Consider the following 13,969-nt stretch of genomic DNA (forward strand, 5'->3'; position numbering starts at 1 on the left):
CGGAGATGCGCCGGTGAAGAGGAGTGGTTCACCTTATACGAAGGCACTCCTCTTCCGGACGCTCTTTCTTTACTGTTGGTTAGCCTTCACTTGTGCATCGTATTCTGTATCGGCTTGTTTCATATAACTAGCTACATCTTCATCATTCACAACCAAATCCTGCAGCAATTTATAGTACCAGTTGCGGAACTGCGGCGGAATCTGGTTATCCCCCCACCAGTTGTTGATCGCCAGGGATTTGGTAACGTTAGGATCAGCAATCAAATCCAGGGCTATCTTCATTTGCTCGCCCGTCTCGTAGGTTACCTTCTCTTTAGTGGATGGAATGGCATTGACGCTGGCCAGATACGGTGAATATTGTTCAGGTGCAAAGAAGAAACGGATAAAGTCTTTAATGGCTTGTGTTTTGTCGGCGTCTTTGGCGGCTTCAGCGGACAGAGACCAGCCGGCAGGTGACGGAAGGCCAATTACGTTCACTTTGCCTTCGCGGTCAGGAATCGCATAGAACCCGAAATCGAAGTTTGGATCGGCCTCTTTAATTTGTGAGAACATCCATGTGCCGGAGTAGAGCTGAGCGGCTTTGCCGGAGACCAGAATAGATGCCGTCTGGTTGTCACCGGTGCTTAGCCAGCCCTTGTCGACGTAATTCTTGAACAGGTCTTTAAAATCCGTCATGGCCTTAACCACATTGGCATCTGTAAAGCTGACTGTTTTGGCCGTACGTTTGGAGTTCCAATCCGGATCCTTTGAATACACATCGTCGATCAGGAATTTATTCACCCAGAAGCCCATGTGGAAAATATCCTTACCGCCAACCACCAGCGGGGTGATTCCGCCAGATTTCAGCTTTTCCTGGATCGCCAGGAACTCATCATAGGTTTTGGGGAGTTCAGTAATTCCGGCATCGGTATAAGCTTTTTTGCTGTAAATAATGCCTTGTGGCACGTTGACGGACAGAGGAGCGTTCCAGACCTTGCCTTCTACTTGCGGAGGATTATCGAATAAATCCAGCAGGTCGGTTGGCAGCTCGACAATTTTTCCGGCATCGGCAAATACCTCGGTATCACGCATTTCCACCAAATCCGGGAATTCGCCTACCGCATCTTTGGTTTTCAGCCAATCGAGATAAGCGGCGGAGGTCGTTTCGCTGAGATCTTTAATCTTCACATTCGGATTAGCTGCCATAAAGGCTTTGACCGAATTGGCAATCGCCTGTTTCGTTGCAGGATCACCGGCGGCGTATCCGATGGTGAAACTAACCTCTTTCTTCGTATCCGTCGCTGCCGCGCTCGGAGCATTGGATGCCGCCGACTTATCACCGGTATTGGCATTCCCGTTATTATTGTTGTTGCTGCCGCAAGCCGACAGGATAGCCGTTGCAGCGAGCAGCGTCACAGACAGCTTTGTCATTGTTTTTGTAATCATCTGTAGGACAACCCCCTAATATTTTGTTAGCATCATTACAGGAAAACACTTCGTACCTTCGTACAAAACTGACTATGAATTTTGGAACCTGCTGTGGAACCGGAAGTAGGCTTCAGACTGGAAACTGGGGTTTGATGTGCGCATCATCTTTTCGAAAGCGTTTCCTTGCTACTAGCATAGCACCCGCCGATTCGGGTTAGAATGAAGTTTCTTAAGGCTCATGTGCGGTAAATTTAAGAGAAATAACCAAGCAGCAATGGCTGGTCCATTCCCAAAAAACTCAAAAAAACAGAGGTCCGGGGACCTCCGTCTGTATAAATAGGCTACTTTATAATCAAGTTTCTTCAAGATACTTGCCCTTATTAAGGCTGGTTTTCCTTTACCTGCCTGTCGTATTCTGCATCCGCTAGCTTCATATAATCTCTTACGCTGCCCCCCTTCACTACCATCTCCTGCAGCAGCTTGTAGTACCAGTTGCGGAACTGCTGAGGGATAAGATTGCTGCCCCACCAGTTGTTGATCTTCAGTGATTTGATCACCTTCGGATCCTTGATCAGGTCCAGAGCTGCCTTCATTTGTTCACCCGTATTATAGGTAATCTTGTCTGTGGTTGAGGGAATCACGTTCAGCCGGGCCAGGAAGGAGGAATATTGTTCGGGGGCAAAGAAAAACCGGATAAAGTCTTTAATCGCCTCTCTTTTGTCAGGGTCACCTGCGGCTTCCGCCGACAAGGACCAGCCTGAGGGAGACGGCAGTCCCACAATATTTATGTTGCCTTTACGGTCTGGTACAGCATAAAAGCCATATTCGAAGCTTGGATCAGCCTCCTCTATCTGCGAGAACATCCAGGTTCCGGAGAAGAGCTGTGCCGCCTTGCCGGATACGAGAATGGAAGCCGTCTCGTTATCTCCGGTGCTGAGCCAGTCTTTATTCACATAATTAGTGAACAGATCCTTAAAATCACTCATCGCCTGAATCACATTATCATCTGTGAAGCTGACGATTCCCGCAGTACGCTTGGAGTTCCAGTCCGGGTCCTTGGCGTACACCTCATCAATCAGAAATTTATTCACCCAGAAGCCCATGTGGAATATATCCTTACCGCCGACAACCAGGGGAGTAATGCCGCTCGATTTCAGCTTTTCCTGGATGTCCAGGAATTCATCGTAAGTTGCCGGCAGCCCGGTAATCCCGGCAGCGGCATAGGCTTTTTTACTATAGATAATCCCTTCTGGCATGTTTATGAAAAGCGGTGCGTTCCAGACCTTGCCCTCTACCTGCGGCGGGTGATCGAACAGTTCCACTAAATCGGACGGCAGCGGGACAATTTTGTCGGTAGCAGCAAAGGCTTCGGTATCACGCATTTCAACCAAATCCGGGAACTCGCCCACCGCATCCTTGATTTTCAGCCAATCCAGGTAAGCGTTTGAGGACATCTCGGCAACATCGTTGATCATCACATGGGGATAGAGCTGCATGTAGCTTTTGATCGCCGCCGCAATAGCCTGTCTGGTTGCCGGGTCACCGGCTGCATAAGCGATGCTGAATTGAACCTTTCTCCCGCTCTCTGCTTCAGCATCGTCAGCTCCTGTAACGTCAGCCCCATGATTCGCAGAATTACCGTTATAGCCATGATTACTTTCACAAGCTGTCAGAATGCCGGTGGTCATTAGCAGCAGTAAAGACAGCAGGTTAAACATTTTTTTACAGAACATAAGCAGGGACCTCCCGGATGTAATGTGGGATTATTCGCTAATCGGAAACAGCAGTGTAATGGAGGTCCCTATATGCTCACGGCTGCTGACGGACAATCCGTACGCCTCACCGAAGCTGGATCGGATACGCTCATGCACATTTTTCAAACCAACATTTTTGCTGGGGGCTTCGGCGTCATTCAATGATTGGGTAATACGCGCCAGTTCTTCCCTGTTCATGCCGATACCATCATCGTACACGGTGACCGCAAGGACATTCCCCCGACGTTCCACCGTGATGCCTACCTTACCTTTTCCTTTTAGCCGCAGGCCGTGCTGAACCGCATTCTCCACAATGGGCTGCAGCGAAAGTTTCAGAATCTGCCAATCCATCTGAATGTCAGCAGCAATGTCCAGATGAAGCTCATACCGGTTCTCAAAACGGACGGAAATAATATAAAAGTAATTCTGCAAATGCTCCAGCTCACTGCCAAGGCTTACACGGTCTTCCCCGTAATCAATGACATATTTCAGCTGGTTGGAGAGGGCAAGAATCATATCGGCTACTTCCCCGGCTTCCTTGTCCACCGCATTCATACGGATAACTTCAAGCGTATTATATAGATAATGGGGGCGGATCTGGCTTTTCAGCGCATTCAGCTCTGTTTGCTTCTGCTTGATCTGGGCCACGTACGCCTCATCAATATAGACCTGCAGCCGCTCCACCATCCGGTTGAATCCATGCGCCAGCCGGCCCATTTCATCATTGGTGTTCACGCTGACCTGAATGTCCAGTTTGCCCGATTCCACCACCGTCATCTGCTTTATGAGTTCACGGATCGGAGCGGCAAGCCTGCGGGAAAACCAGACCCCCATAATAATCATTACAAAGGCACAGATCAGAATGGCGATGTATACGGTGGTTCTGGCAGACAGAAGCTGCTCGAACAAGCTGCCCCGGTGGATCTTGGCGATTAACTTTCCCTGCAAAAAAGGGATATCCTCACTGAGGATAATCATTTCATTGTTCTGCTGAACTGGCTGTGCGATGACGTCTGAAGTCTCTTTTTGATTGCTGAAATAGACTCTGCCTTCACCGTCCAGCAAATACAGTTCATCCTTCTCCCCAAGATTCAGCTCTCTGAAGAACTGCTGGAACAAAGCGGTATCGATATCGAGAAAAAGTGTTCCTACAACCTTCGGTTCTTTAGTCACACGCCCTGAGGTATCAATCAGACTGCGCCCGATGGTGAACACTTGTCTTTGCGACTGGAAGAAATAGTTATCTATATGTGTAGGAAAGATTTCTACCTTCGAGGGGTTCTCTTCCATCTTCGCCAGCCATGCCGGGATTGGGACCGGTTCCCCGGATAACGAGCGGTTCTCTTTCTCCTGGGAATATATCTTGCCGTCAGACTGGCGGACAAATTGCACTCCTGTAATATAAGGATCGCTGAATAGCAGCGTCTTCAGAAAGGAGTCGATCGGAATGGTGTTGATCTGCTCCCGCTCATTGACATTGGTCGCCTGGTTCTGTGTATAGCTCTCAATAAAACCTTCATAACGGCCGGTATACATCAGCTTAGAGGTTTCATTATATTGATTAAATGCGGTATTCAGATTGTAGCTCATATACAGTACCATCTGCTGCAAATTACTGGTAGTATAGCGCTCCACATAGCCGGAGAAGGTCTTCACGGAGAAGAAGCTGAGTGCAAGCAGCGGTATCAGCCCGACCAATAAAAAGGAAGCGGAAAACTTCACGAAAATGCTCTTGGATCTGCGTCCCCAGATCAGCACGAACACCCCTCTTTTCTCTAAGAAAAATATCTGTTAATTTCTGACTGAATGTTTATATTCCTGCGGCAGCTTGCCATATTTCTTCTTGAACATATCACTGAAATGCCGGGCATTATTATAACCCACCAGTTCGGCAATTTCATACACCATCAGGTCGCTCTGCAGCAGCAGGCGCAGCGCATGGCCCATTCTGACTTCTGTGAGATAGGATTTGAAATTTTGCCCGGTATGCTTTTTGAAGAAACTGCTGAAATAATATGGATTCATATAAACCAGTGACGCTGTTAACTCCAGAGTAATGTTCTCCGCATAATGCTCCTCCACATAAGCCTTCACCTGCATGAGCTGCGGCATCTCTTTCCCGCCAGCCTTACAGGCCAGCTGTTCATACATCTTATTGACGACATCCTCAAATGCCTGCTGCAGCTCAGCATAGGTTGGCACATCGGTCAATTTCTCCAGCAGCGGCTTGTCGTCCTGAACCAGCAGCCCGGCGTCCACACCATAGCCGGCAAGCTCCTGCTCCAGCTGAATAATGGCATTGTAGATATGGGAAACCGCCTGATTCCGGCTGTCTCCTGACAGAAGCTGTACCGCTTCCTGCAGTTTCCCGGAGCTCACAGCAAGCTGCTCCTTATCCAGCGATTTAAGCGCTTCCGAAAGTGAAGCTTGTAGGGAGACCAATTCGGATAATGGGAACGGGGCTTCCTGGCGCTCCGCAATATCCGGGATAACCCGGTTTAATCCGGCAAAATATCGGGCCTTGAGGCTTTTGAGCGCACTGCGGTAAGATTCCACCGCCTCTTCGATGCCACTCACGGACTTGCCGACACCGATAGACACCTGCAGCTTCAGAAAGCTGTTGATTTTGTGGTGAAGATCTTCCATCAAGCGCTGCGGCTCCCCTTCATGCTCGTGTTGAAGCAGAATCCCGAAGCGCTCTCCTTTGCGGAACACATAACCGCTGCCCGCCTCTTCTACGGCTTCCTTGATAATGTTGGACAAAGCGAATTCTACCAGCTTGCGTTCGCGTTCCTCCCAGCGGGTGGGCATCCCGCTATATTCGTCAATCTCCACGACACATACGGTGGCATAACGGCTGATGGCTATATTGCCCATTCGTGCCAGTGCCGCCGCCGCTCCTTTGCTGCCGTCGGTAATCTGTTCGAGCAATTCTTCAATGGTTACGGAATGATTCTTCCGTTCATAGGATTTGAGCATTTCCTTGTTCCGCTCTTCTTCCGTTTCCTGGCGGATTACGGCGACGGCTCTGCTCACGACCTGCTCCAGCTGACCGGTGTTCACCGGCTTCACCAGATAATCAAGAGCCCCGTACTGCAGGGCTTGCCGGGCGTACGAAAACTCCTGATAGGCGCTGATAAACACCACCTTGATCGGAAGCCCCGACTCATGAATATCGCGTATAATATCAATTCCGGTAAATCCCGGCATGCTGATGTCGCTAATTACAAGGTCGGGATTGCAGGCAGCTATCATTGATTTCAGCTCAATGCCGTCACACGCTTCTCCGACAATATCCAGACCAAGCGCATCCCAGGAAATAAGCTTCTTGAGCCCGCGCAGGATTACCGGTTCATCATCCGCCAGCAGCACCCGAATATTTCTGTTCATCGCTTTCCCTCCGCTTGTATGTTCGTTCACTAGTTCCCATCTTAGCAGACTAGCTTCCCCTATTGTACCAGTGTCATTATAACCAGATTAATCCACCTATACTTTACCACGGAAGAAAGGAATGCCGGGTGCAGCTTTTTTAACAGATAAGCGCAGTTTTTTAAGATGTCTTAAGCATCTATATGGAGAGCTTACGTGGTACAATACGGCTATAGCGTATACATATAAAGAGAACGGAGGTTGATCCTGCTGATCTATATTATTAAATTCGTCTACAGCTTTATTCTGCCGCCGGGCCTGTTTGTACTGTTGTTCGCTGCGGTAGCCGTGTGGTTATGGCGAAAAAACCGCCGCCCCGCCCTGGTACTGCTGGGCATCACGCTGCTGCTCTACCTGTCCATGACCAGCCTGGTTGCCGATCCGCTAATCGGCAGTCTGGAGCGGAAATATAACCAGCCAAACACCGTTGACGGCGACGTTATTGTGGTGCTGGGCGGCGGTGCTTCCTCCGGCAACCGTGATCTGGACGGTGAAGGCAACCTGCTGGGACCGGCGGCGAACCGGCTGCTGACTGCTGCGCGGCTGTACCGCGAGACCGGGCTGCCGATTCTATTCTCCGGCGGACAGGTCTATGCCGATAGCGGGAATGAAGCTGACATCGCCAAACGCCAGTTCATCGGGTTAGGAATCCCCGAGGCTGATGTACTGGCGGAGAACCAGTCGCTGAACACAGAGCAAAATGCTGTAAATACGGCTGCGCTGATGAAGGCTCACGGCTTTAGCCGTCCCGTGCTTGTAACCTCAGGCTTTCATATGGCGCGTGCCATGCTGGAGTTTGAACATGCCGGGCTATCTCCGCTGGCCTTTCCCACTGATTACATTGCCAGCCGGGAATCTTCCTTCTATCCCGGCAAGTTCTCCCCTTCCCCCGGTTCAGCGGAGAACACCGGAATCGCACTGAAGGAATATCTGGGGATTCTGGCAGCACATTTTTAAGAGCAGACACAAAAAGACAGCGGCCCAAGCTTCCCCGGGCCGCTGCTTTTTCTGCTTCATTCTATTTAATCAGATCGCCATACTTCGCATTGACCATTCCGGCGAGTTCATCCGGTGCAAGCTCAATCTGCATACCGATCTTACCGCCACTAACCGCTATGCTCTCCAGCTCCTCCGCGCCTTGCTCGATATAGGTCGGATACAGCTTTTTCATCCCGACTGGCGAACAGCCGCCCCGGACATAACCGGTCCATTTCAGCAGATCCTTCAGCGGGAGCATTTCAATCTTCTTCTCACCCGCAGCTCTCGCGGCTTTCTTCAGATCGAGCTCTTCGGCAACCGGAATGACAAACACATACAGGTTTGCTCCGCTATGCGAGACCAGCGTCTTAAAGACGGTTTCCGGCGGTCTGCCAATCTTCCCGGCTACCGCAGTTCCGTGGATGGCCCCATCCTCATTATCATAGCTATGTATTTCATAGCCAATTCCCTTGGCATCCAGCATCCGCATGGCATTCGTTTTGGTTATTTGCATCCTTCATCAACCTTTCCGGCAGCCCCTCTTAGCTACCGATTTTTTGCAGCGTAATTGCTTCTATCTATTATATCATGGACATTTACTTCATCAATAACATCAACCTTAACAAGTTCATGAATGACTTCAAACATTAACAACACCAATTATCAAAAACACCAAAACAGATAAGGTCCAACCTGTAAAAATCATCTACCGCCTAATCAAAAATGCTTAAACATTTGTAGCGGGAATATCACCCGCTAATTATGAATATATCCTTCTTTTGAACTATGTAGCGGGAATCCGTACCGTTAATATTGATGAATATTAAAATTCTATTGTTATAAGAATTATTAGCAGGCGAAATTCCCGCTAGTTACTCCAATCAGATTGTTCAGTTTTACCTAGCGGTAACTTTTCCCGTTAAAAAAGATCGGTGTTATGAGACAGTAGTTTGATGTTATACAACCGCTCATTGCATGCCTTCCTCCTAACCGCCTCCGTGTGGCAAAAAACCGCTGCCGAAATGTGCCAGCGGCTTCTACACTCTTTCCACTAGATCTGTTGGATCAAGGCAACCACACTCATTCCACCACTCCAGCTGGATCACAACATCCGCGCTCATTCCACCACATCGACTGGATCGGCAGCATCTATGCTCATTCCTGATTCAATCAGCGGTTATAATACGATTCTATCCCTATGGACGTACTGGTTTACTTGCTCGTCACTCCGCCAGAACAGCACGAATCGTGATAACCCCCGCCGGCGGAACCTCCATGGCGTAAACCCCGCTGTTCCAAGCCATTGACTGTATCGAAACCACGTTTCCCTGGCAATCCCGGACAATGACCTCCCGTTGACCGGATTCCCGGTCCAGTTCCACTACGATACGGGAGAGCAAGGTACCGTTTATAATCAAAACCAGATCTGGCAGGTCCCCGCTCAAGGGAATAACCGTATCCTGATAGGCAGCCATTGCCCACTTCTGAGACGTGCGGGCAATGACCAGCGGATACAGCAGTTCGGGATGATACGGTTCTAGAGATCCGTCTAACAGCACATCCCGATGCTGGCGCCAGAATGACAGCCAAAAGGCCAGCATCTCCAAATGCGGCCGCGGGAGCCGGTCCAGCCGGACCGAAATCTGCGGAACGGAGAACAACACATTGATAAACTGCAGCGCGGCATTAGCCGCAGACTCCTTCGGATGCCACATCAGCATATCGGCATGAGCCGCAGTGCCGCCGCAGATCAGGCGGATATCCAGTGTTTTGATCCGGTTCTGCAGAGCATCATTCGGGCAGTCGCCGGCACGGAACATATTGCCGTATTTGCGCATCAGCGGTCCGATGTAATTTTGGCGGAATTCGATCAAAATCTCCGGTTTCAGCTGCCGCAGACGGGAGATCACGCCGCCGAGCAGCATATCAACAGCTTCCGGCACGGAATGGGTATCGCGTCCGCTCCCATTCTGCGCTTGAGCATCCAGGGTCTGTACCTCATAAAAGCTGTCTACAAAGTCGAGCTTAAAGCCGTCAAGATCCCACTCCACCAGCGCCTGTTCATAGATGGAGGTCAGGTAAGCCCGCACTTCCGGATAACGCGGATCGACAACTCCAGCTCCAACCCCATCGTCGTAATACAGCAGCTTGTCACCGAAGGTCTGCCAAACCTCACTGTGCTTACCGATGAATGGCACGGCATACCAGAGCAAATATTTCAGTCCCAGCTCATGGACCACGGCCACATGGGCCTTCATATCCGGTATTTTACCGGGACTGATCCGCCAGTCTCCGCAGTAGGCATAACCTCTTGCCTCATCCTCGGTCTGCCATCCATCGTCTACGATAACCGCCTTGCAGCCCAGCTCTGCCGCAATTCTACACTCGGCTTCTATCTCTTCTGCCGTCAGCTGCTGATGAAAGCTGTACCAGGTGGAGTACATTGGCTCCCTGGCAGCATCCGGCACCGCTGACGGCTTGTTTCCTTGAAGGCCAGCCCACCACTCTGCCACCATCGCCAGCGATTCATAATAGGGGATGTTGCGGGAATCCAGACGCAGGACAACCTCATAATCTGTAAACGGAGAGCATGGCTCCGTGAACAGCGTCACAGCGCAATGAAAGGTGGCCGTCTCCTCATGAAGACCTGCATGCAGCCGCAGCGGATGCAGGACATCTGAGCAGGCGAAGCTCAGGACATTGTTACCCGTGTTGCCGTACAGACATACAACTGGTGCAGAGGAGGTGGACCTCGAAGCGAAACCTTCGAGCCAGTCGGGAATCAGTTCTCTGCTGCGTCCGGCTGCCGGATGCCATAAGCCTTGAACATCCAGCGCGGGGCAGCTCCAGCGCAGTGAAAGAGCAGCAGGAACTGCCTGAACGGGAGATTTAAGCGTTAGACGGACATATTGCAAGCTGTCTTCCCCGCTCTCAAGAGCAAGCGAAGTATCGAATCCGTCAGCATGGCCTTCCAGTGTGATTTCATAACAATCCGTGGTTAAGGTCTTCAATGAAATCCGAACTCCTTTAAAGCGGATGAGGCCAGTAACGGGCTACATCCGGCAGGGGATGGTGATCTGTATACAGGTACCTATTCCGGATCGGCTGGCGATAGCTACGCCGTACCCGTTCCCTCCATGCAGTTTGATCCGGGAATCGACATTGCGGATGCCGTAGCCGATCCGGGGTCCTTCCGGTGCCAGAATCTGCTCTATGGTGTCAGCGTTCATGCCCACACCATTATCAATAATTTTGAATATAATGTCCGTTTCCCGCTTCTCCACGACAAGCCGGATTCCGATCGTACTTCCGAACCAGGCATGCTCTAGCGCATTCTCAAGCATCGGCTGCAAAATCAGCTTGACGGTCATATAATCAAGCGCCGCAGGATCAATATCATAATAGACGGACAGCCGGTTGCCATATTTGATGCACTGAATGGCAATATAGGCTTTGGCATGTTCAATTTCCTTGCCGACTGTAGTGAGAATTTCCCCGCGGTTCAAGGAGAGCCGGTAGAATTTCGCCAATTCCTGAACGAGAATGTGCAGCTTCTGAATATCTCCGAATTGTGCCAGACGGTTGATCGAGGACAGGGTATTATATAGAAAATGGGGATTGATCTGCGCCTGGAGCGATTCCAGCTCCGCTTCTTTTTTCTGGAGACCGGCAACATAGTTTTTGTGGATCAGCTCTTCGATATTGCTGCCCATCCGGTTAAACGCTGCAGCAATCTGTGCCAGTTCATCGTTTCCTTTATAGTGGATTCTTTTCTGGAAGTCGCCATCGCGAAAAGCATTCAGTGAACCAACAATTTTTTGGATTCGGCGGGAAAAATAACTGGAGACTCCAATACCCAGGAAAGCCAGCACAAAAGCGCTGATCAGGCAGACGATCAATGTCATCCTCCGCACGTTATTCGCACTTTCGTCGAACAGGCTGTTCGGAATGTAGGCCCGCAGCTCCCAGCCCAGGCCGTTCAGGGGTTCACTCAGCAGCAGCCGGTTTCCGGTCCGGGAACCCTTCAGTTCCTCCGCTACCGGGGCTGATTCCAGCACCACATTTCCGCTGCCGTCCAGCACTTCAAGAGTCGTGTGCTCTCCAATCTTGTGATAATCCACGGAGTCCAGCAGGTCGCTTATTTGGACAGTCACGCGAACCAGCCCGATGTTCTGCCCCCGATGGACATCGTACAACTGTTGCAGCAGCGAAATATTGCCGTAGCTCTCATCACGCAGAATCTGGCGCCAGAGTCTTTGGTCCGCCATGCTTCCTTGGAACTCCAATTCACGGTACCAGTCTGTCTCCTGTATCCGTTTCAGATGATAAATCTCATAACGTTTAATCGAAAGCAGCGGATTCTGATCAATATCTGTGTAGTATAATTCCGGAAGGGTATCGTTCTGGAGGTAAAGGGACAAGCCGATATTGCTGGCTGTGTAATTCAGAAGATTTTCAAGCGTCGGCATCAATGTCTTCGTCATCGTCTCATAGCTGTACCATCCCTGCTCGTAGCGGCGCAGAGCGCTCTGCAGACTGTAATTGTAATACAGCATTTTGGAAATCCGTTCAACATCATCCGTACGGTAACGAATGTTGTCCCGTATCTGCTGCAGCGTGCCTTGTATATTTTCCCGTGTCTTCTCTCTAAGTGAGTTCACGGAATGCGCATAGGCGAACATGCCGACGGTAAGGACGGCAACCAGCAGACAGAGTACATAAGGTACTATCAGCTTATATCCAAAAGGCACATTCAGCATGCGGCGCATGTTATAGATGCCTCCGGTAATCGCCCGGACTGACGCCATAATAATCCTTGAACTGCTTGCTGAAATGAGACAGATTCTTATATCCGACCTGGTGTGCAGCTTCATAGACCTTCAGCTTCGGATCTCCGAGCAGCAGCTTGACGCGTTCCAGCCGCCTTATGGAGACATAATCGGAGAAATAAATGCCTGTCTCATCGTAGAAGATTTGACCCAGGTGATTGGGGGAGAACGAGAAATGGATCGCCGCATCCCGCAGCATGACGTTATTTTCCAGCTCCACCTCAATGTAGGCTTTAATTTCTTCGATAAGCTTGTATTTCTTGCCCTGCCGTTTCCGCTGAAGCCGTTCAGAGAGCTCAAACATCCGGCGGCGGAGCCAGGATTTCATATCCTGGGTTGTCTCAAATTGATATAAAATACTGAGATGTTTTCTGTCCAGCCCCAGCAGAATATAAAAGTCTTCGTTAATCGTATGCAAAAAAGCATCCAGTTTGGAGACAATGTGCAGAAACAGCTGGTAGATTTCCAGCTTGGTTTCCATTTTGCCGACCCATACGAACAGTTCCTCATTGCAATCGTCGACAGCGACTAGGCGGTAAGAAGATACCGCCAGAAATAAAGACTGCAGAATATCATCCAGATCCTTCGCCGTGGCCGAGATCGGACCTTTGGCATCGGTATAGAGAATCAGCTTGCCCTTGCCCAGAAACAGCTTCAGTCCCAGCGCCTCTTTGGCCCGCCGGAAGGAGAGATGCAGCTTTGTAAGACTTGTCACAGGCGGACCAACCCCAATAGTCACCGTTAGCGGTGTCCCGCTGACCGCCATAGTAATCAGTCCCTGCAGCCGGCTGCTGTCCACCCGTTCTTCCACGATGAGGGCAAACCGGAACCGGTCCAGCCGGCAGAACTGAATCCGTTCCTGTGCACAAAATTGCCCGACTGCCGTCTCCAGTCTTCTCTCCATCTCGGCCTTGGCCTCTTCCACAAAGCCGTTCAGTTTCCAGGATAAATCATCCGGTTCCAGCAGCGCGGTGTACAGAGTGGTCCGGTGCCAGGTAATTCCAACCTGCTGCAGCAGAGGCAGCATCTTGTCTGCATCCGGCATGCCGTCGTCCAGCAGCTGCATGAACAGCTCCCGCTTCAACAGGGGTTCCGAATCCGAGAAGCAGCGTTGCAAATGGGAATGCGCCTGTTCCCGGTCTAGCATTCCCCGCACCTCTTCAAGCGTCCTGCGCATATCTGCATCATCTACTGGCTTCAGGACATAGCCGGAAGCACTCATCGAAATCGCTTGCTTGGCATACTGAAAATCCTCATGACCGCTAACAAAGATGATCTTCGGCTTTGGGTTAAGCTCCAAGGCAAGTGCTCTGCGAGCCAGCTCCATCCCCGACATAATCGGCATTCTGATATCGGTGACGATGATATCCACGGTTTGTGACCTCAGCACCTCCAGAGCTTCAAAGCCGCTGCTCGCGGCTGCGCAAACGTCCATGCCCAGGCTCTCCCAGTTCATGAAGCGCTGCAGTCCTTCCAAATCCAGCAGTTCATCGTCAACCAGCAGCACCTTGTACATATCATCCCATCCTTCAAATCTGTATAGATGAGCTTAACCCATACTCTGCCCCGCAG

Annotated in this window: 9 protein-coding genes; 1 reads left to right on the forward strand and 8 read right to left on the reverse strand. The window is 50.5% G+C overall.

Annotation, left to right across the window (positions count from 1 at the left end):
• Positions 1-69: 69 nt before the first annotated feature.
• The 4 genes from NST07_RS19495 to NST07_RS19510 form a co-directional block, all read right to left on the reverse strand.
• Positions 70-1,425 carry an extracellular solute-binding protein gene (locus NST07_RS19495; RefSeq protein WP_341093899.1) on the reverse strand — a complete coding sequence of 452 codons (1,356 nt, stop codon included), beginning with the start codon at positions 1,423-1,425 and terminating at the stop codon, positions 70-72.
• Between the two features lie 362 nt (positions 1,426-1,787).
• Complete coding sequence (locus NST07_RS19500) at positions 1,788-3,140, reverse strand: extracellular solute-binding protein (protein ID WP_342479974.1); 1,353 nt, start codon at positions 3,138-3,140, stop codon at positions 1,788-1,790.
• A gap of 30 nt (positions 3,141-3,170) precedes the next feature.
• Positions 3,171-4,919: a sensor histidine kinase gene (locus NST07_RS19505; protein ID WP_341093901.1), complete on the reverse strand. Its 1,749-nt coding sequence runs from the start codon at positions 4,917-4,919 to the stop codon at positions 3,171-3,173.
• 33 nt (positions 4,920-4,952) lie between these two features.
• Complete coding sequence (locus tag NST07_RS19510; protein ID WP_342479975.1) at positions 4,953-6,551, reverse strand: response regulator; 1,599 nt, start codon at positions 6,549-6,551, stop codon at positions 4,953-4,955.
• Positions 6,552-6,800: 249 nt separating this feature from the next.
• Here NST07_RS19510 and NST07_RS19515 point away from each other — a divergent pair, with 249 nt between their 5' ends.
• Entirely contained in the window at positions 6,801-7,547 is a 747-nt protein-coding gene (locus tag NST07_RS19515; RefSeq protein ID WP_342481960.1) for a YdcF family protein, read from the forward strand.
• A 61-nt stretch (positions 7,548-7,608) separates the two neighbouring features.
• Here NST07_RS19515 and ybaK read toward each other — a convergent pair whose 3' ends face one another.
• The 4 genes from ybaK to NST07_RS19535 form a co-directional block, all read right to left on the reverse strand.
• Entirely contained in the window at positions 7,609-8,082 is a 474-nt protein-coding gene (gene ybaK, locus NST07_RS19520) for a Cys-tRNA(Pro) deacylase (RefSeq protein WP_342479976.1), read from the reverse strand.
• A gap of 709 nt (positions 8,083-8,791) precedes the next feature.
• The gene (locus tag NST07_RS19525; RefSeq protein ID WP_342479977.1) at positions 8,792-10,579 is read right to left on the reverse strand and encodes a glycoside hydrolase family 36 protein; all 1,788 of its coding nucleotides are present in this window, start codon (positions 10,577-10,579) and stop codon (positions 8,792-8,794) included.
• A gap of 42 nt (positions 10,580-10,621) precedes the next feature.
• Positions 10,622-12,376: a sensor histidine kinase gene (locus NST07_RS19530; RefSeq protein ID WP_341093904.1), complete on the reverse strand. Its 1,755-nt coding sequence runs from the start codon at positions 12,374-12,376 to the stop codon at positions 10,622-10,624.
• Positions 12,339-13,913, reverse strand: coding sequence for a response regulator (locus tag NST07_RS19535; protein WP_341378899.1), 1,575 nt, complete (start codon positions 13,911-13,913; stop codon positions 12,339-12,341). The genes NST07_RS19530 and NST07_RS19535 overlap by 38 nt, the downstream gene beginning before the upstream one ends.
• Positions 13,914-13,969 lie beyond the last annotated feature (56 nt).

The sequence above is a fragment of the Paenibacillus sp. FSL L8-0340 genome, assembly GCF_038593145.1.
Lineage (GTDB): Bacteria > Bacillota > Bacilli > Paenibacillales > Paenibacillaceae > Paenibacillus_AQ.

Excerpts from the sequence above, each read along its gene's own strand:
- NST07_RS19530 (WP_341093904.1), bottom strand. The coding sequence starts at position 12,376 with ATGGCGTCAGTCCGGGCGATTACCGGAGGCATCTATAACATGCGCCGC.
- NST07_RS19535 (WP_341378899.1), bottom strand. The coding sequence starts at position 13,913 with ATGTACAAGGTGCTGCTGGTTGACGATGAACTGCTGGATTTGGAAGGA.
- ybaK (WP_342479976.1), bottom strand. The coding sequence starts at position 8,082 with ATGCAAATAACCAAAACGAATGCCATGCGGATGCTGGATGCCAAGGGA.
- NST07_RS19500 (WP_342479974.1), bottom strand. The coding sequence starts at position 3,140 with ATGTTCTGTAAAAAAATGTTTAACCTGCTGTCTTTACTGCTGCTAATG.
- NST07_RS19510 (WP_342479975.1), bottom strand. The coding sequence starts at position 6,551 with ATGAACAGAAATATTCGGGTGCTGCTGGCGGATGATGAACCGGTAATC.
- NST07_RS19495 (WP_341093899.1), bottom strand. The coding sequence starts at position 1,425 with ATGATTACAAAAACAATGACAAAGCTGTCTGTGACGCTGCTCGCTGCA.